This window comes from Providencia sp. PROV272 (assembly GCF_049901975.1).
Classification (GTDB): Bacteria; Pseudomonadota; Gammaproteobacteria; order Enterobacterales; family Enterobacteriaceae; genus Providencia; species Providencia stuartii.
This window is the reverse complement of the sequence record NZ_CP096291.1, coordinates 942751-961144: the sequence shown is the minus strand read 5'-3', so window position 1 is coordinate 961144 and position 18394 is coordinate 942751. Positions and strand designations below refer to the sequence as shown.

Annotated in this window: 17 protein-coding genes and 2 pseudogenes; 12 read left to right on the top strand and 7 right to left on the bottom strand. The window is 41.7% G+C overall.

The window, feature by feature from the left end:
- Positions 1 to 54 precede the first annotated feature (54 nt).
- The 6 genes and pseudogenes from M1E93_RS04265 to treB all read right to left on the bottom strand — a co-directional run bounded on the left by M1E93_RS04265 (position 55) and on the right by treB (position 5999).
- Positions 55 to 261: a hypothetical protein gene (locus tag M1E93_RS04265; RefSeq protein ID WP_426207139.1), complete on the bottom strand. Its 207-nt coding sequence runs from the start codon at positions 259 to 261 to the stop codon at positions 55 to 57.
- Between the two features lie 55 nt (positions 262 to 316).
- Entirely contained in the window at positions 317 to 556 is a 240-nt protein-coding gene (locus M1E93_RS04260; RefSeq protein WP_426207273.1) for an HAD family hydrolase, read from the bottom strand.
- A pseudogene (locus M1E93_RS04255) lies at positions 553 to 1313 on the bottom strand (IS5 family transposase). Before M1E93_RS04255 ends, M1E93_RS04260 begins: the two are co-directional and overlap by 4 nt.
- A gap of 67 nt (positions 1314 to 1380) precedes the next feature.
- Positions 1381 to 1836 (bottom strand): beta-phosphoglucomutase, encoded by a 456-nt coding sequence (gene pgmB, locus M1E93_RS04250; protein WP_426207138.1) that lies wholly within the window; start codon positions 1834 to 1836, stop codon positions 1381 to 1383.
- Positions 1829 to 4552, bottom strand: a complete 2724-nt coding sequence (locus M1E93_RS04245) for a glycoside hydrolase family 65 protein (protein WP_392504977.1) — start codon at positions 4550 to 4552, stop codon at positions 1829 to 1831. Before M1E93_RS04245 ends, pgmB begins: the two co-directional genes overlap by 8 nt.
- Positions 4553 to 4577: 25 nt before the next feature.
- On the bottom strand, positions 4578 to 5999 hold the full coding sequence (gene treB / locus M1E93_RS04240) for a PTS trehalose transporter subunit IIBC (protein WP_004922928.1): 1422 nt from the start codon (positions 5997 to 5999) through the stop codon (positions 4578 to 4580).
- Between the two features lie 105 nt (positions 6000 to 6104).
- Between treB and M1E93_RS04235 the strand changes: the two are divergent.
- Positions 6105 to 6910, top strand: a pseudogene (locus M1E93_RS04235) (IS5 family transposase).
- An 82-nt stretch (positions 6911 to 6992) separates the two neighbouring features.
- Here M1E93_RS04235 and treR read toward each other — a convergent pair.
- Positions 6993 to 7958 carry a trehalose operon repressor TreR gene (gene treR, locus M1E93_RS04230; RefSeq protein ID WP_004922927.1) on the bottom strand — a complete coding sequence of 322 codons (966 nt, stop codon included), beginning with the start codon at positions 7956 to 7958 and terminating at the stop codon, positions 6993 to 6995.
- Between the two features lie 312 nt (positions 7959 to 8270).
- Between treR and cysG the strand changes: the two genes are divergently transcribed.
- From cysG to nlpD, 11 genes are all read left to right on the top strand, one after another.
- Positions 8271 to 9683: a siroheme synthase CysG gene (gene cysG / locus M1E93_RS04225; RefSeq protein WP_004922925.1), complete on the top strand. Its 1413-nt coding sequence runs from the start codon at positions 8271 to 8273 to the stop codon at positions 9681 to 9683.
- 15 nt (positions 9684 to 9698) lie between these two features.
- Positions 9699 to 10607, top strand: a complete 909-nt coding sequence (cysD, locus tag M1E93_RS04220) for a sulfate adenylyltransferase subunit CysD (RefSeq protein ID WP_004922922.1) — start codon at positions 9699 to 9701, stop codon at positions 10605 to 10607.
- Between the two features lie 11 nt (positions 10608 to 10618).
- Positions 10619 to 12061 carry a sulfate adenylyltransferase subunit CysN gene (cysN, locus tag M1E93_RS04215; protein ID WP_392504974.1) on the top strand — a complete coding sequence of 481 codons (1443 nt, stop codon included), beginning with the start codon at positions 10619 to 10621 and terminating at the stop codon, positions 12059 to 12061.
- A gap of 5 nt (positions 12062 to 12066) precedes the next feature.
- A complete protein-coding gene (gene cysC, locus M1E93_RS04210) occupies positions 12067 to 12672 on the top strand; it encodes an adenylyl-sulfate kinase (RefSeq protein ID WP_392504983.1) in 606 nt (201 codons plus the stop codon).
- Positions 12673 to 13068: 396 nt separating this feature from the next.
- Positions 13069 to 13368: a cell division protein FtsB gene (gene ftsB, locus M1E93_RS04205; RefSeq protein WP_004922916.1), complete on the top strand. Its 300-nt coding sequence runs from the start codon at positions 13069 to 13071 to the stop codon at positions 13366 to 13368.
- Between the two features lie 68 nt (positions 13369 to 13436).
- Positions 13437 to 14159, top strand: a complete 723-nt coding sequence (ispD, locus tag M1E93_RS04200) for a 2-C-methyl-D-erythritol 4-phosphate cytidylyltransferase (RefSeq protein WP_318557757.1) — start codon at positions 13437 to 13439, stop codon at positions 14157 to 14159.
- Between the two features lie 12 nt (positions 14160 to 14171).
- Positions 14172 to 14684, top strand: coding sequence for a 2-C-methyl-D-erythritol 2,4-cyclodiphosphate synthase (gene ispF, locus M1E93_RS04195; protein ID WP_004922911.1), 513 nt, complete (start codon positions 14172 to 14174; stop codon positions 14682 to 14684).
- Entirely contained in the window at positions 14650 to 15699 is a 1050-nt protein-coding gene (gene truD, locus M1E93_RS04190) for a tRNA pseudouridine(13) synthase TruD (protein ID WP_014656630.1), read from the top strand. Before ispF ends, truD begins: the two co-directional genes overlap by 35 nt.
- Positions 15677 to 16438 (top strand): 5'/3'-nucleotidase SurE, encoded by a 762-nt coding sequence (gene surE / locus M1E93_RS04185; RefSeq protein ID WP_004922907.1) that lies wholly within the window; start codon positions 15677 to 15679, stop codon positions 16436 to 16438. Before truD ends, surE begins: the two co-directional genes overlap by 23 nt.
- Complete coding sequence (locus tag M1E93_RS04180) at positions 16435 to 17061, top strand: protein-L-isoaspartate(D-aspartate) O-methyltransferase (protein WP_318576372.1); 627 nt, start codon at positions 16435 to 16437, stop codon at positions 17059 to 17061. The genes surE and M1E93_RS04180 overlap by 4 nt, the downstream gene beginning before the upstream one ends.
- A gap of 243 nt (positions 17062 to 17304) precedes the next feature.
- Positions 17305 to 18372 carry a murein hydrolase activator NlpD gene (gene nlpD / locus M1E93_RS04175; protein WP_014656629.1) on the top strand — a complete coding sequence of 356 codons (1068 nt, stop codon included), beginning with the start codon at positions 17305 to 17307 and terminating at the stop codon, positions 18370 to 18372.
- Positions 18373 to 18394 lie beyond the last annotated feature (22 nt).

The window sequence follows — 18394 nt, the reverse complement described above, 5'->3', positions numbered from 1 at the left end:
TCATCTTTGGTCGGAAGAGCAGGATAGCTTATCAGTAGCTAACCGTCCTTCCATCTAACATGACCGAGCGTTGCACTTATTATCTGAATTCGCGTTAGCTGCTTTTTGTTCAGCAAGTTCTGCTCTTTTTTCAGCAGCAAGTGTTCTTTGCTCTAAAAGCGCTAAACGTTGCTCTATTGATAGAGAACTTGTATTAGCTTCGGTTATAACAGGCATAGCTAATCCTAAGCTAACAGCAGTAGCTAATAGTTTAGTTTTCATTCTTTATTCCTTGTTTATATCTGGATGGAAAACAGAGTTTCCATCCGATAATTTATTATTTGATTAGTGTATGTATGTCTATTTCAGTTAATGAGTGCACTTCACGATCAGCTTCAGGCAGTGGGCCTTCAGCGATAATACCAATAGCATAAATCCTCGCTTTTTTAAGGGCTTGTATTCCTGCCATTGAATCTTCAAAACCAACACAATACTGAGCAGGCACATCAATGAGCTGCGCTACTTTTAAAAAGATTTCAGGATCGGGTTTACCTTGTTTTAATGACTTAGAACCTATCCCAATAGGATTTTATTCCAGACAATGATGGCACAGGCAAGATGCAGCATTGCCTCATAATTCTCGACCTTCTTCTCCCAACGAGTCAGGACACGACGGTAGCGATTCATCCAACTGTGTGTTCTCTCTACAACCCAGCGGTGGGCCTTAAAATCCGTGTTTTTGATGGCTTCTGATTCATCCTTCCGTGACTGGATATGAGGTTCATAGCGACGACTTTTCAGATACGCTCCCAACCATTCCGCTTCATACCCTTTGTCCATGCACAACCGGAGCCTCTTGCCCGGTCTGCCCGTCTGGAGGGCATCGAGCGTATCCGCAACCAGCTTTATGTCGTGCGTATTTGCTCCAGCGACAACCAGTGCAAGCGGAAGCCCGTTCCCGTCAGTCATCAGACTGCGCTTTACGCCCCGTTTCCCTCGGTCTGTTGGGTTCTTGCCTGTTTTTTTGAGCCTGCCAGCGGTGATTTGGTCATACAACCATCCATCGACAGCCACGACCAGTCAATAGCGTCCAACTGTTCGCAAGCAAGCAACCCGTTTTGCCAGAAGCGTTCAAATACGCCAGCATCCCGCCACTCCTGAAATCGGCGATGAGCAGAGCTTGACGAGCATATACCGGTGGCATTTAGCGCATTCCACTGGCAACCCGTCCTGAGTACGAAGAAAATGGCGTTCATTGCAGCGCGATTATCAACCCGCTTGCGGTGCGTACCCAGCGGGTGTTGAGTTCTATGCTCCGGGATGAGAGGAGCCATTTTCTCCCAGAGTTCATCACTGATTTGCCACTTATTACCTACCATACGTTGCCCTCATAAATTATCATTATGTATTATCTGACAATTCCTTTTGGGATAGGTTCTTAGGATCAACAATAGATTGAAAATAGTGCTCTATAGCCAATTTTTTCAATATAGTTGGCGCATTTTGGGATGCAGAGGCAATAACACAAGGTATATTGTATTGGTTAGCCTGCTTAATTAAATCTAATACGCCGGGTAAAATATCTTTTGGGCTAATGTTATCAAGTAACTTTAGATAATATTCATTTTTCCTTTCAGAGAGCATATTTTTCTCTTCAATAGAAAATGAATTTTGCTTATTACCATGGCGTAAAATTTTATCTAATGACTCTACACGGCTGATTCCTTTTAAGGATTGGTTGAATTGTTCATCAATTTCAATCCCGATTTCGCTAGCCAGCTTTTTCCAAGCTAAATAATGGTAACTGGCGGTATCAACAATAACACCATCAAGATCAAATATGAGTCCTTTAACCATTAGCGTTACCCTCATTAGAATTTAAGGAAAAAGGAGTGTTAGGAACAAGGCTATAGAGGTGGTTATTGATTGATATTGTGCATGCTTTATCACTCATCACCGTAATATTGTTATGAGTTACCCTGATGTGGAACAAAACACATTGGTGTCTTAATTTAAAACTCAGCCCTTGCCACTGTTTAGGTAACGAAGGCGCGATATTAAGAATATCTTGTCGAATATCGACACCAGCGTAAGCCATGATCGTAGTATTTAAAGTCGCTGCCATCACTCCGGTATGTATGCCTTCAGCCGTCGTTCCACCTTGGATATCGTTGTAATCTGAGTACAAGGCATCCTGATAGAGTTGCCACGATAGGTCATGGAGCTGTATTTGTTCGGCTAAATAAGCATGAACAATGCGCGATAAGGTTGAGCCATGAGAGGTGCGTTCAAGGTAATAATGTAGATTTTTCTCCGCAAAGCTTTCAGATAATGAGTAGCCCAGAGATTCAATTAAAGATTTCACAGTTGTTTTATCTAAGTTATTAAACAACATGAGTGTGTCGGCTTGTTTAGCGACTTTGAAATCATCTGCTGATTTATTTTCTTTACGTAGGATCCGATCCATTCGGTAAATATTGCCATATTTCTGGCGATAGCTTTCCCAGTCGAGATCATCTAACGCAAAGTAGCCTGCAAATTGTTCAATAACGTCATCTTGATTTAGCGTGACAGCGAGCTGCGTTTTAATTTGGCAGAGCTTGTCGAGCGTATTTGCAGAAAAACCAAATTCAGATAATTTGTCAGTAAAACGTTTATCGCGATACAGCGTCGTCATCTCATTAAAAAGCCACGCCACCATTAAATTGGTATAGGCATTATCTTTTAGGCCGCCTTCTTGAGCATCGGCATATTTTTCATGAAATTCATCGGGGCCCATGACGCCACTGATATGAAAACGTTGGTCTTGCTCATCCCACTGACATAGGCTAAGCCAAAATAACGTGATGTCATTGAGCAGCTCTAAGCCATACTCTTCCATAAATGGGTTATCAAGGGTATTACGCCAATATAGCCAAACGTTGTAAGCGATGGCTAATGAAACATGGCGTTGGCGACAACTGTGGTCAGGATCCCACTGACCAGATAATGGATTTAAATGCAGAACTTGAGTTTGCTCTGTACCATCGTGACCTGACTGCCATGGGAACATAGCGCCTTGGAAACCGGCGGCCTTCGCTGCGAGTCGGGCAGTTTCTAATCGGCGATAACGATAGAGTAAAAGTTGGCGAGCGGTATTAGGGAAGTGCATGATATAAAATGGGAAAATGAAAATCTCATCCCAAAAAATATGCCCTCGATAAGCTTCTCCGTGTAGCCCTCGTGCGGTGACGGAAACATCAATTTTATTTTTTTCGTTACTAAACGGTGACGCTGATGAAAGTAAATGGTAGGTATGTAGACGTAATAATTTTTGCGTCATTAAATCCCCTGATACTGCAATATCAGCTTCATCCCATAAAGTTTGCCATGCTTGTTTTGTTTCTGCTAACTGGGTTTGCCAAGCGGGAAGTTCCCATTTCGTAACATCTTGCCAATTATCGGGGTAAGCCGTAGATGTGGTTAGCGCGACACTTTTTTCAACAGTATAGGGGGTATTTTTCTGAGCATTGAATGTGATACTTTGCTCAACAACTGAGTCAGAAAAATGGCAAATAATGTCTTGTGGTGAAAAGAAATCACCACAAAGAGAGGATGCTAAGCCAATCCCTATTTTTGATTGATGAGTTTGAGCTAACAGATAAGCATTTTGTTGCTTTGCACCACCTTCTAACACACTGTAATGGTTTTGATTTAGGCTACGATATCGTTCTACTCCTGCATTACAAGTGTTCCCTTCTAAGCGAGTGAGAAGGGTCATTTCGCCAGAAAAATTTAACGGAATAAATTGGTAATGTAGGCAGTAATGAGACATATTTGCCATATTGGCAAACTTGAAACAGCGAATATTCAGTTGTTTCCCGTCTGTTGTTTGAATAAGCCAGTCAGAAGATAGGACACCGGTTTTAAAATCTAAATGGCGGGTTAGAGCAAGTGTGGTTACATTATTTGGATGAATGTAGTCGCCATCTCCGATTTTAAGCGAAATAAACTGGCCATTCGGTGCATTAACAAAGTCTTCGTTGATCACTTGGTGATCGTTGACTTGAGAGGTTGCTTGATTATATAGGCCTGCAATATAAGTTGCAGGGTAATAATCATGACTCGCTGTCATCTCCGGTAATGTACCGCGCAGGCCAATATACCCATTTGCCACCGTTAATAGTGACTCTTGGCAATACTCATCTTTCCCTGATGTTAAACCGGAATACTCAATTGACCAAGTAAGTTCTTTTTCCCGATGAATGAATTTCCTCTCTAAGCTGTCCTGTTGATTTACTTCCCTGATATTTTCAATAATAAATGGCTTATTAAGAGATTCTGTAAATAAATTTGCGACATCAATAGTTTTATTATCTTGTGTTTTTATCACATAAGATTTTTTTCCATCGTCATCGACTGGCCATTGTATAACGCCACCGTCAATCAATTGAAAGTCGCTATTTATTTTCTTAGCGATATTTAACCAGTCATGATAAGTACTATTTACGGTGTCAAAGGTGTAATCATATTTATTATTATTGTACTCAACAGACACGCTGATATCTGTAAAAACAATGTATAAGTAATTCATAATAAACCTTAAATTTGATGATATATTAATTAGCTTGTAGCGTGCCTTTTCTTTCTTTATAGCGATAGGCGATAACGGTTAATGCAATGGGAACGACAACGGCGACGACCATAGCGAACAGGTAAACTAACCAATAAGTTGGTTGTATCGATAAAATGCCAGGTAAACCACCCACGCCAATACCATTAGATAGAACATGGTTTAAACCACAAATCAGTCCTGCGAGTGAAGCACCAACCATCGCACATAGCATAGGGAAGCCATATTTTAGGTTAACACCATACATAGCCGGCTCTGTTACACCTAAATAGGCTGAAATAGCGGCTGGGATAGTAATTTCATGTTCATTTGCTTTACGGCTCACAATAATGATACCGACAACCGCTGAAGCTTGGGCAATATTTGATAATGCGATAATAGGCCAAATAGGGGTGCCGCCGTAACTTTGAGTCATCTGTAAGTCGATCGCTAAGGTTGTGTGATGTAACCCTGTGATCACCATTGGTGAGTAGAAAAAACCGAAGATAGCTGAGCCAATAGGCGCAAAGTCACCTAGCATTAATAGCTTGATGACTTCGGCAATACCATTGCCAATGCTTCTGCCAATAGGGCCTAAAATAACGTGTGCGACGAAGACTGAGATAATCAATGTGACGATTGGAACAATAACCAATTTTAAATAATCGGGAATGTAACGGCGTAAACGGGTCTCAAACCAGCCGAGGAATAAACCTGCTAAGATAGAAGGGATGACTTGCGCCTGATAACCGACTTTCTCAATTGTAAACAGCCCAAAGTTCCAAACATCAGGGATTTGTGAGCCTAAATTATAGGCATTCATTAGCTGAGGAGAAACTAAAGTGATCCCTAATACTAAACCTAGGGCTGGGGTACCCCCCATCTTTTTAGTTGCAGACCAGCAGATGCTAACAGGTAAAAAGTGGAATATTGCTTCGCAAGGTAACCATAGGAAATCATAAATAGGCTTTAACCAAGGATAAAAATAGGTTAAAGGTTTATTATCCGATACAGGCATCTCACCAATAACGTTACGCAAACCTAAAAGTAAACCACCACAAATTAAAATAGGTAATAGTGGTACGAATATTTCTGCCAAATTTGCGATAAGCCTTTGCCAAAAACTCATATTTTTTTTGGCGTCAGACTTTACTTCATCTTTACTTTTTGTTTCTAACTCAAGATGCTTTGAAAGAATTTGATAATAGTGGTCAACATCGACACCAATAATAACTTGGAACTGTCCGGCATTATTAAAACACCCCTTAACAAAAGGGATTTGTTTTATTTTATCTATTTCTGCGATATTAGGGTCATTAAGAACAAAGCGCAGCCTTGTTAAGCAGTGAGAAACACTAATAATATTATTTTTACCGCCAATCAGTGCAATAAGCTCTTCAATGGCCTTTAAATCTTTGGCACTAGGCATATTTATTTTCTCATCGTAGTTATGTTTTTTTTAATATATATCCTTAGAACCTATCCCAAAAGGAATTGTCAGATAATACATAATGATAATTTATGAGGGCAACGTATGGTAGGTAATAAGTGGCAAATCAGTGATGAACTCTGGGAGAAAATGGCTCCTCTCATCCCGGAGCATAGAACTCAACACCCGCTGGGTACGCACCGCAAGCGGGTTGATAATCGCGCTGCAATGAACGCCATTTTCTTCGTACTCAGGACGGGTTGCCAGTGGAATGCGCTAAATGCCACCGGTATATGCTCGTCAAGCTCTGCTCATCGCCGATTTCAGGAGTGGCGGGATGCTGGCGTATTTGAACGCTTCTGGCAAAACGGGTTGCTTGCTTGCGAACAGTTGGACGCTATTGACTGGTCGTGGCTGTCGATGGATGGTTGTATGACCAAATCACCGCTGGCAGGCTCAAAAAAACAGGCAAGAACCCAACAGACCGAGGGAAACGGGGCGTAAAGCGCAGTCTGATGACTGACGGGAACGGGCTTCCGCTTGCACTGGTTGTCGCTGGAGCAAATACGCACGACATAAAGCTGGTTGCGGATACGCTCGATGCCCTCCAGACGGGCAGACCGGGCAAGAGGCTCCGGTTGTGCATGGACAAAGGGTATGAAGCGGAATGGTTGGGAGCGTATCTGAAAAGTCGTCGCTATGAACCTCATATCCAGTCACGGAAGGATGAATCAGAAGCCATCAAAAACACGGATTTTAAGGCCCACCGCTGGGTTGTAGAGAGAACACACAGTTGGATGAATCGCTACCGTCGTGTCCTGACTCGTTGGGAGAAGAAGGTCGAGAATTATGAGGCAATGCTGCATCTTGCCTGTGCCATCATTGTCTGGAATAAAATCCTATTGGGATAGGTTCTTATTTGCATTATTTGAACGGGAACGTTCCCATAACTAGACGATGATCACAAGTAATAATAATTATTTTCTTAAGTTATTAATTTAATTTATCACTGGAGATAATGATTTTTTGTGGCGGAACATCTTCTTTTGCCATTTTAATCAATATATTAGCAGCCTCTTTCCCACTCTCTCTAAAGCCTAAACGGTAGAATTTGGTTTGAGGAAATAAAAAGGCCAATAAATCATTTCGCCCAATACAGGCCACATCGATATGATTCATGTTTTGTTCGGATAAGTATTTTTGTACACCAAATGCTAATGAGTCTGTTGCGCACAGTATGGCTTGTGGTGATGTGGTTAAGATCTCTTTAGCAAGCATATAGCCACTTTGGTAATTAAGTTCACCTAATTGTGCGTGAGGGGTTAAACCTTGCTGCTGACAATAGTGTAGATAAGATTGGTAACGAAGTAGGCCCGTTGTTTCATCGTGAACATTGATCCCGATATAACTTATTTGTTGGTAATTTTTTTGTTTATGAAAATAGTGCATAAGGTTTTTAACCGCACTTTCATCATCGTGACAAATAGAGACAAAACCTTCTAATGGTCGCGCAATAACAACCATTTTTTGTTTCCAATTGGAGAGCTTATTGATATCAATGCCTGAAAAAGCAAAAAAGACAATCCCATCAACCTTTTGGCGAGCAAGCATTTTTAAATGTTCCTCAACTTTTTCCGGTTTAAATTGACTCTCTAAAATAATAGGGTCGATATTATTTTGATAGAAAATAGGTAGCATGGAACTGACTGCTTGGTTTTCAGCGTAAGAATCTAAACGCGTCATGATGATGCCGAAAGAGCGGTTTGAATAGCCTCGCATTGCACGGGCAGATTTTGAGGGAGTAAATTGATATTTTTCAATTATTTGATTAACTTTTTGCCGAGTCTCTTCATTAACCATTGGGTCTTGATTAATCACCCTTGAAACTGTTGATTTACCTACGCCACATAGCTTTGCAATATCATTAATGGTGAGTTTCTTTTTATCCGTTTTTATCATAATGTTTTGTCTTAATTAGCTAAATACTTATAAAGGCTTAGTCATTTATATTTATTTTCTATTTATGTGCTTAGTCTAACTCATTTTTTTCAAGGCATCTGTAGAAAAGAAGCGATCAATACTTATCTTAGTCGTGAAATCGCGTTTTGCTTTGATGCCATTATGAGTATTTCTTCTTCATAACTCATTAGGCTGACTTATTCCTTTGCGTTACATCTAATGAATTTTTGGCATTTCATAACCCAACTTGCACGCCATATAGTCAATTTAAATGGTTGTCATAAAAAAGTGATATAACACCGGAAGAGCAAGATGGAATATTTACCGTTATTTGTGGATCTTCGATCCCGCAAAGCTGTGCTAGTTGGCGGCGGCGATGTTGCAGCACGCAAAGCAGAGCTATTGCTTAAAGCTAATGCCGCGCTTGTCGTCATTTCTCCGACATTAAACCCACTCTTACAGCGCCTTTATGAGCAAAATGCATTTGAGTGGATTAAAGGTGAGTATCACTCTGCACATATTGAGAAGGCATATTTGGTGATCGCTGCAACTGATAATCCCTCATTGAATGAGAAAGTTTTTCATGATGCGGAGTCTCAACACACCTTTGTAAATGTGGTTGATGAAAAGCCGCTATGCTCTTTCATTGTGCCTTCAATCATCGATAGAGACCCTGTCGTTGTTGCTATTTCATCGGGGGGAACGGCTCCCGTACTTGCTCGTTTATTACGCGAAAAACTGGAAGGGATGCTACCACATTCACTAGGCCAGATGGCTGAGATAGCAGGGCGCTGGCGCGAAAAGGTGAAAGAGTCTATTACCAGCATGCGTGAGCGCAAACGTTTTTGGGAAAAAAGCTTTAATGGTCACTTTGCCTCATTGGTTGAAAAAGGCCAACTTTCACAAGCAGAGCAGCAGTTAGAGAAACAACTGTATGAACAAGATACTAGCGGGGAGCTGACCCTTGTTGGCGCAGGCCCCGGAGACGCAGGGCTATTAACATTAAAAGGTCTGCAAGTTTTGCAAAATGCAGATGTTGTTTTATACGACAACCTTGTTAGTGAGGAAGTGCTTGATTTAGCACGGCGTGATGCAGACAAAATTTGTGTTGGAAAGCGAGCTCATCGTCATTCAGTTCCCCAAGAAGAGACCAATTCGTTAATTGTCAAACTAGCGAAACAGGGGAAAAAAGTCGTACGTTTAAAAGGTGGCGACCCCTTTATTTTTGGTCGAGGTGGCGAGGAGCTTGAAGTGGCTGCCGCCGCAGGTATTCCTTTTCAAGTGGTTCCCGGTATTACAGCAGCGATTGGTGCGACAGCGTATGCGGGGATCCCTTTGACGCACCGTGAACATTCTCAAAGTGTCACGTTTATCACAGGGCACTGTAAGAATGATGGGAATGAATTAGATTGGCCAGCTTTGGCTAGAGGTCATCAAACCTTAGCCATTTATATGGGAACGGTAAAGGCGGATAGCATTAGTAAACAATTGATTTATTTTGGGCGCTCCCCAGAAACCCCTGTGGCAGTCATCGGTTGTGGTACACGCAGTAACCAGCAAGTGCTTAGTGGTCAGTTGCATGAATTAGAAGCACTTGCGCAAAAAGCGCCTTCGCCTGCTTTATTAGTGATTGGTGAAGTCGTCGCATTACATCAACAGTTAGCTTGGTTTGGTCATCAAGTCGTGGAAAACAGATGGCGTTCAGCCGTGCTGGAATTGGCTTAATAGAAGGAGGCCATCATGAATGAAAAACGATTGACCCATTTGCAGCAGTTGGAAGCTGAAAGTATTCATATTTTACGTGAAGTGGCTGCTGAATTTGCAAATCCAGTGATGCTTTATTCAATAGGCAAAGATTCATCCGTTATGTTGCATTTAGCGCGTAAGGCTTTTTATCCAGGTAAATTGCCATTTCCATTATTACATGTGGATACAGGGTGGAAATTTCGTGAAATGTATGAATTTCGTGATAAAACGGCGAAAAACTATGGTTTCGAACTCCTAGTTTACCGGAATCCAGAAGGGGAGGCGCTTGGTATCAATCCCTTTATACATGGTAGCGCAAAGCATACAGACATTATGAAAACGGAAGGTTTAAAACAAGCGCTGGATAAATATGGTTTCGATGCAGCATTTGGGGGGGCAAGGCGTGATGAAGAAAAATCACGCGCAAAAGAGAGAATATACTCTTTCAGAGACCGTTCACACCGTTGGGATCCTAAAAACCAACGCCCTGAATTATGGCATAACTATAATGGGCAAATTAATAAAGGTGAGAGCATTCGCGTCTTCCCACTATCCAACTGGACAGAACTGGATATTTGGCAATATATCTACTTAGAAAATATCGATATTGTGCCTCTCTATTTTGCAAAAGAGCGCCCTGTATTAGAGCGGGATGGCACACTATTGATGGTAGATGATGACCGTATAGATTTAAAAGCGGGTGAAGTGATTGCGAAGCGAAAAGTGCGTTTTCGGACGCTAGGGTGCTGGCCATTAACGGGGGCTGTTGAATCACAGGCAGAGACCTTACCTGAAATTATCGAAGAGATGCTGATATCCACGACGAGTGAACGTCAAGGTCGGTTAATCGATAGTGACCAAGCTGCATCAATGGAGCAAAAGAAGCGTCAAGGGTATTTTTAAGGGGAAACGTTATGGCAGATTTAGCATACAACGAAATTATTGCGGAACAAATTAAGCAACAAGGTGGAGTTGAAGGCTACTTATTAGCACAGCAACACAAAGGGCTATTACGCTTTCTAACCTGTGGCAATGTTGATGATGGTAAAAGTACCCTGATTGGTCGCTTATTACATGACACTCGACAAATTTATGAAGATCAACTTTCTGTGTTGCAAAATGACAGTAAGCGTATAGGCACACAAGGAGAAAAATTAGATTTAGCATTGCTGGTGGATGGCCTTGCTGCGGAGCGTGAACAAGGTATTACGATTGATGTCGCTTACCGCTATTTTTCGACCCAAAAGCGCAAATTTATTATTGCGGATACGCCGGGCCATGAACAATATACGCGTAACATGGCGACAGGCGCCTCAACTTGCTCACTGTCTATTTTGTTGATCGATGCTCGAAAAGGAGTTCAAGAGCAAACTCGACGTCACAGTTTTATTAGTACACTGCTGGGTATCCGTCACTTAATTGTGGCAGTTAATAAGATGGATTTAGTGGATTACAGTGAAGCAGTCTTCGAAAAAATTAAGCAAGACTACCAAAAATTTGCTACCGAATTACCTGTTGATCTGAATGTTTGGTTTGTACCGATTTCTGCTCTTGATGGCGATAATATTGTTAACAAAAGCCAAAATATTCCATGGTATCAAGGTGAAACACTACTATACATTTTAGAAAATGTTCAAGTCCAGCAAAAAGCCTCAGAGCAGGCATTACGCTTACCGATCCAATATGTGAATCGGCCAAACTTGGACTTTAGAGGCTATAGTGGAACCTTATCTTCAGGGATTGTGAGTATCGGTCAATCTGTTAAAGCATTACCATCGGGTCAAGTCTCTAAAGTTAAAGATATCATTACATTCGATGGTGCTTTGCAGTTTGCTGTTCCGGGGGAAGCAATCACATTAGTGTTAGAAGATGAGATTGATATTAGCCGTGGAGATTTAATTGTTGCAGAAAACGATACGTTGCAGAGCACTCATCATGCCTTGATTGATGTGGTTTGGATGTCGGAGCAGCCACTTGTTCAAGGGCAACAGTTGGATATCAAAATCGCGGGCAAAAGAAGTCGCGCCAAAGTTGAAAATATTCACTATCAAGTCGATGTTAATAACTTAACACAAAAGGTCGCTACTGAACTGCCGCTTAATGGTATTGGGCTGGTGGAGTTCTCTTTTGATGAGCCACTATTATTAGATAACTATCAACACAATGCTGATACAGGTGGCATGATCCTAATTGATAGGCTCACGAATGTTACTGCGGGAGCCGGCTTAGTACGTGAGGTTACCGGACAGTTTATTGAGCAAAAAGATAACTTTAGCGAGTTTGAAATCGAACTCAATAAATTGATTCGACGCCATTTCCCTCATTGGGGAGCGCGCGATTTACTCGGTGGAAAATAAACATGATGGCGCTAACGGATAATCATATTGTTTGGCACGATCATCCCGTCACTCGGCAAGCTAGAGAAAGGGCAAATGGGCATAAAGGCGCGGTATTGTGGTTTACAGGGTTATCAGGATCAGGTAAATCGACATTAGCGGGAGCGACTGAGCAAGCTTTAGCCGCGATGGGAATAAAAACCTATCTGCTTGATGGTGATAATGTACGTCATGGTTTATGTGGTGATTTAGGGTTTAGCGAGGCGGATAGACAAGAAAATATCCGCCGGATTGGTGAAGTAGCTAAATTGATGGTCGATGCAGGCCTAATCGTCGCAACGGCTTTTATATCGCCTTATCAGGCAGATAGAGCGCGTGTTCGTGACCTATTTGAAGAAAATCAATTTTTTGAGCTTTACGTAGCAACCCCCGTAGAAGTGTGTGAACAGCGCGATCCTAAAGGGCTTTATAAACAGGCCAGAGCAGGAAAAATTAAACAGTTTACGGGGATCGATTCTCCTTACCAAGAGCCGCTAAAACCCGAGTTACGGCTTGATGGTTTACAGCCTATCAACGACTCGGTGACAAGGATTATTCATCTGTTAACTCATCAACAAGTGATTAAGATTTAAACTATTCTTCATGAGATGATGTTGCTGGATAGATGCGATTTTCAGTAACATCTCTTCGCGTTCATCTGTCATTTCCCCTTAGCTTTCCTGAACATAAGACCCACTTGGGTTCTTGGTCTTCTATAGTGGCGTTACATAAGTGCAAAATATTTTGCATGAAGGCTCGTGTTTTCGTTGGTGAATTTTACTCAGTTAGGTAATAGTTTGATGATAGGCGTAGAGATAAGATTTGATTCTGGATGAGAAATTAAACAAAGGACGTATTGTTAACATTAATTTGAGTAAAATTTAGCCATTTAACCGGTAATTTTTACTTACTTTTATGACATTACTTTCTTCATAGTAGCGTCATGAGCTCAGTTATGGGATGATTAGCTAATCATTTCAGGGGGCAAAATGGGCAAATTAACGCTTCTATTAATCGCCGTATTGGCTTGGACACAATATTCTCTATGGTTAGGGAAAAATGGCATTCACGATTACGTCCGAGTCAAAGACGATGTTGCGGCGCAAGAAATTATCAATTCTCGCTTAAAAGTGCGTAATGAGCAGCTATTTGCTGAAATTAATGACTTGAACGATGGTCAAGATGCTATTGAAGAGCGTGCCCGTACTGAGCTTGGAATGATCAAACCTGGTGAATCATTTTATAGAATGGTAAAAGAGAGTAACAACCAAAAAGAATCTAAAAATTAATAAGTTATAAACTCTTTTATAATCTGTTATATCTATCGGTCATTAATTTCAATGTAAGATCCAACATAATGAATAACTCAATAATTGGGGGAGATTCGCAAGTGGTTGCGATAATTCCCGCGGCAGGTATTGGTAGTCGTATGAAGGCCGATTGCCCAAAACAGTACTTGCAGGTTGCAGGGAAAACTATCATTGAGCATACAATTAATGCATTGCTATTGAATCCTCATGTTGCCAGTGTTGTTATCGCGTTGAGTCCTGATGACGACTATTTTGCTAAGCTTGATATTGCGCAAGATTCACGCGTGACGACAGTTGAAGGTGGCAAAGAGCGAGCAGATTCGGTATTAGCAGGGTTAGACTTTTTAGCCCAAGACGGCAATATGCATAATAAGTGGGTATTAGTGCACGATGCGGCACGCCCCTGTTTGCATCAAGACGATTTAAATAAAATTATTCAATTATCAACAAAAAATTGTTGTGGAGGGATCTTGGCAGCTCCGGTCAGGGATACCATGAAACGGAGCCGAAAAGCTTCTGATCTCATCGATCATACAGTGGAGCGGGAAGCCTTATGGCATGCATTGACCCCACAATTTTTCCCTTTGTTGTTATTGCGAGATTGCTTAAGTAAAGCTTTGAAAGAGAATGCGGTTATCACAGATGAAGCCTCTGCACTTGAATATTGCGGCTATCAACCTGTATTAGTTTCAGGACGTTCTGATAACCTGAAAGTGACTCGACCAGAAGATCTGGCACTGGCGGAATTTTATCTTTCTAGAATGAAATAAAAGGAATAAATAATGAGAATTGGGCACGGTTTTGATGTGCATAAGTTCGGCGGTGATGGTCCTATCATTATTGGTGGTGTCCGTATCCCTTATGAACACGGTTTATTGGCACACTCTGACGGTGATGTGGTATTACACGCAGTAACAGATGCTATTTTAGGTGCAGCAGCACTTGGTGATATTGGTAAGCTCTTCCCTGATACCGACCCTGCATACAAAGGTGCAGATAGCCGCATATTGCTAAAAAAAGCTTACTGCCATGTTCGAGAAAAAGGCTACAGCATTGGAAATATTGATGTCACTATTATGGCTCAAGCACCAAAAATGTTGCCACATATCCCGCAAATGCGCGTCAATATTGCTGAAGATCTTGAATGTCACATGGATGATATTAATGTCAAAGCAACAACAACTGAGCAATTGGGGTTTGTTGGGCGTAAAGAGGGCATTGCATGTGCGGCGGTAGTGCTGTTAGTGAAAGATAATGGTAATGAAACTCATGAATGTACAGTACCTGCATGGTAAACCTCTCTCAACAGGTAAGCTAAAAAGTCAGCCAGAAGATTTTATTGTCAAAGAAGATCTTGGCTTCGAACTGGACGGCGAAGGCGAACATGTTATGGTTCGCGTTGAAAAAACAGGTTGCAACACATTATTTGTGGCTGAACAGTTAGCTAAATTTGCAAAAATTTCAGCTCGTTCAGTGAGCTATGCGGGTTTAAAAGACCGTAATGCAGTGACTGAACAGTGGTTTTGTTTACAAATGCCAGGTAAAGAAACGCCTGATTTTTCATTATGGCAGCTTGATGGTTGTAGAGTCATCGCGACAACGAGACAAAAACGCAAGTTACGTATTGGAACATTGAAAGGCAACCAGTTTGAATTGACGATCCGGGATATTTCAGTACCTGAGGATGTTGAGGCTCGTTTACAGAAAGTTGCAGAACAAGGCATTCCGAATTATTTTGGGGAACAAAGATTTGGCCGTGATGGGCAAAACCTAACCCAAGCATTACGTTGGGCGAACCAAGAAATTACGGTTCGTGAACGTAATAAGCGTAGTTTCTATTTATCTGCCGCACGTAGTGCTATGTTTAACCATGTTGCAAGTGAACGGATTGAAAACCAAACCATAAACCAAGTATTACTTGGTGATGCGCTACAACTAACAGGGCGTGGAAGTTGGTTTGTTGCAACGGCAGAAGAGTTGCCTACCTTGCAAGCGCGTGTTGCTTCTGGCGAATTGAGTATCACTGCGCCTTTGCCCGGTGATGGCGAATTAGGTACGCAAGAGGATGCACTAGTTTTTGAAACCAACAGCTTAGAAAGCTATCACTCTTTGATGACACTGATGAAAAACGAACGCGTCTCATCGACACGAAGAGCGATGATTGTGAAACCGCAAAATTTTCAATGGCAATGGATTGACCAGACTACATTAAAACTCAATTTTTTCCTTAATTCAGGAAGCTTTGCAACAAGCGTGGTGCGAGAAATCATTAATCAGGATAGTGCCGATGTTAAAGATATTATTGAGTAACGACGATGGTGTGACTGCACCGGGGATCCAGACATTGGCGGCCGCTTTACGTCAATATTATCAGGTGCAAGTGATTGCGCCTGATCGCAACCGTAGTGGGGCATCGAACGCATTAACGTTAGATAGGCCTTTAAGGATCCAAACTCTTGCTAATGGTGACTTTTCTGTACAAGAAGGTACGCCAACAGATTGTGTTTACATTGGTGTGAATAAAGTCGTTAGGCCACGACCGGATATTGTTGTGTCAGGAATTAACTGTGGGCCTAATTTAGGTGATGATGTGATCTATTCAGGGACAGTTGCTGCGGCGATGGAAGGGAGGCACTTAGGGTTACCTTCAATTGCGGTCTCATTGGATGGAGATACCCATTTTGAAACTGCTGCAAAAATAACCTGTGATATTCTCGCTTTATTACATAAAAACCCTTTACGGGCAGGTAACATACTAAACATTAACGTTCCTGATATCCCTTATGAGGATGTTAAAGGGATCAAAGTCACTCGCTGTGGTAGCCGTCATGCTGCTTCAGAAGTCTACAACCTTGAAGATCCTAAAGGTAATATGTTGTATTGGCTAGGGCCTGTAGGGGAGATCCGTGATGCTGGGCCGGGTACTGATTTTGAAGCCGTATCACAAGGTTATGTTTCAATTACCCCATTACAAGTTGACTTAACAGCGTATAAAGCACATTCATTAGTTGAAGAGTGGTTAGAAAAATCGGGAGTGAAAGTAAAATGAGAACAGGCCTCATGAAAGAACTTTTGGCACAACTACGCCAACAGGGAATTCACGATGAGCGTCTGTTAGATGCTTTGTCACAGGTTCCTCGTGAACGCTTTGTTGACGAAGCCCTATCGCATAAGGCTTATGATAATATTCCATTACCTATCGGTTATGGGCAAACTATCTCTCAACCTTATATTGTTGCAAAAATGACTGCATTACTGGCGATTAAGCCAGATGATCATGTATTAGAAATCGGTACAGGGTCAGGTTATCAAACCGCTGTTTTAGCGCACCTTGCAAAACATGTTTTTTCTGTTGAAAGGGTAAAAAGTTTGCAATGGACGGCAAAACGTCGTTTTAAGCAGCTTGATTTACACAATATCTCCACTCGTCATGGTGATGGCTGGGAAGGCTGGCAATCTAAAGGGCCTTTTGATGCAATTATCGTGACGGCGGCACCCAGTGAAATTCCGCCTCGGTTACTACAGCAATTAAAAGAAGGTGGGCGTTTGGTTCTGCCTGTGGGGGATAAAGATCAAGCGCTGAAGCTAATTACGCGCAGAGGGAATGATTATCATGCTAATGTGGTCGAAAAAGTACGTTTTGTTCCGCTAGTAGCGGGTGACTTAGCGTAATTTTTGCTTATAGTCATATTTGGTAAAATAGGGCACTTTAACAGCTTAAAGTTAAGAATGTTGTATTTTCCATTAAGTCATAATCTCAAATTGTTATATTTTTGATATATTTGGCTTGTTCAATATTTTATATTTCTGCTTTAATAAGCAAAATACTTTTAGTGACGAGAGCTAACAGGCTCTAATGTTTTACTGACACAAATTTATTTGCTATGTCAGATTTTTCTTCACGGGAGAAGAAGCATGAAAATTGTTAGCCCAATAAGCAGAATTCGATGGGCGGTGATCTTTTCATTTAGCGGGGCATTATTGGCTGGATGTTCAACTCCGTACCATACAGCAGCGCCTATTTCTAGCGTAAATGACGGTCAGACGAGTCAATCAAGTCAACAAACTGTTCAAAGAACGGCACCTACTGGTGGTACAAGTACAGCGATGCCTTCTTCTCGACCTAATTTGTCTTCGAATTCTTCATCATCTATTCGTACCTCTGCCCCAGTCAATATGGATGGGCAAGGGCGTATTATCTATAACCGCGACTATGGTAGCATCCCTAAAGGTAGCTACAGTGGCAGTACTTACACCGTACAACGCGGTGATACACTATTCTATATTGCTTATATAACTGGTAATGATTTCCGTGAGTTAGCAGCTAAAAACAATATTGCAGAGCCTTATAGCCTAAATGTTGGGCAAGTGATCAATATTGGTAACGGAAATGTGAACTCAAACGGGCAATTGGCCTCAAATTCATCAAATAGTAATCAGCAACCGGTTGATCTTCGAACAACTAATGCGTATCCTGCAAATGGAAGCGGTCAAAATTCAGGTAAGATGTTGCCTAATAATAAGAAGCCTGCAACGCAAACTTCTACGGCAACAACAACGACGGCAGCTTCTACCGCCTCTACGACGACAGCAAGCAGTACAAATAGCTCATCGATAAAATGGCGTTGGCCAGCGGAAGGGAAAACAATAGAAGGTTTCTCTGATGCTCAAGGTGGAAATAAAGGCATTGATATTGCCGGTTCACGAGGTCAACCTGTACTTGCTTCTGCTCCAGGTAAAGTGGTTTATGCAGGAAATGCACTACGCGGATATGGAAATCTTATAATAATAAAACATAACGATGACTACTTGAGTGCTTATGCACATAACGATACGTTACTTGTGCGTGACCAGCAGGATGTTGCCGCGGGTCAGAAAATAGCCACGATGGGTAGTACCGGAACGAGTTCGGTTAGATTACATTTTGAAATTCGTTACAAGGGAAAATCAGTAAACCCGCTGCGCTACTTACCGCAGCGATAAACTGGGCAGAGTGCAATGACAT

Bases quoted from the DNA above. Each gene is read 5' to 3' on its own strand.
- M1E93_RS04265 (WP_426207139.1), bottom strand. From the start codon at position 261: ATGAAAACTAAACTATTAGCTACTGCTGTTAGCTTAGGATTAGCTATG.
- pgmB (WP_426207138.1), bottom strand. From the start codon at position 1,836: ATGGTTAAAGGACTCATATTTGATCTTGATGGTGTTATTGTTGATACC.
- M1E93_RS04245 (WP_392504977.1), bottom strand. From the start codon at position 4,552: ATGAATTACTTATACATTGTTTTTACAGATATCAGCGTGTCTGTTGAG.
- treB (WP_004922928.1), bottom strand. From the start codon at position 5,999: ATGCCTAGTGCCAAAGATTTAAAGGCCATTGAAGAGCTTATTGCACTG.
- treR (WP_004922927.1), bottom strand. From the start codon at position 7,958: ATGATAAAAACGGATAAAAAGAAACTCACCATTAATGATATTGCAAAG.
- cysG (WP_004922925.1), top strand. From the start codon at position 8,271: ATGGAATATTTACCGTTATTTGTGGATCTTCGATCCCGCAAAGCTGTG.
- cysD (WP_004922922.1), top strand. From the start codon at position 9,699: ATGAATGAAAAACGATTGACCCATTTGCAGCAGTTGGAAGCTGAAAGT.
- cysN (WP_392504974.1), top strand. From the start codon at position 10,619: ATGGCAGATTTAGCATACAACGAAATTATTGCGGAACAAATTAAGCAA.
- cysC (WP_392504983.1), top strand. From the start codon at position 12,067: ATGGCGCTAACGGATAATCATATTGTTTGGCACGATCATCCCGTCACT.
- ftsB (WP_004922916.1), top strand. From the start codon at position 13,069: ATGGGCAAATTAACGCTTCTATTAATCGCCGTATTGGCTTGGACACAA.
- ispD (WP_318557757.1), top strand. From the start codon at position 13,437: ATGAATAACTCAATAATTGGGGGAGATTCGCAAGTGGTTGCGATAATT.
- ispF (WP_004922911.1), top strand. From the start codon at position 14,172: ATGAGAATTGGGCACGGTTTTGATGTGCATAAGTTCGGCGGTGATGGT.
- truD (WP_014656630.1), top strand. From the start codon at position 14,650: ATGAAACTCATGAATGTACAGTACCTGCATGGTAAACCTCTCTCAACA.
- surE (WP_004922907.1), top strand. From the start codon at position 15,677: ATGTTAAAGATATTATTGAGTAACGACGATGGTGTGACTGCACCGGGG.
- M1E93_RS04180 (WP_318576372.1), top strand. From the start codon at position 16,435: ATGAGAACAGGCCTCATGAAAGAACTTTTGGCACAACTACGCCAACAG.
- nlpD (WP_014656629.1), top strand. From the start codon at position 17,305: ATGAAAATTGTTAGCCCAATAAGCAGAATTCGATGGGCGGTGATCTTT.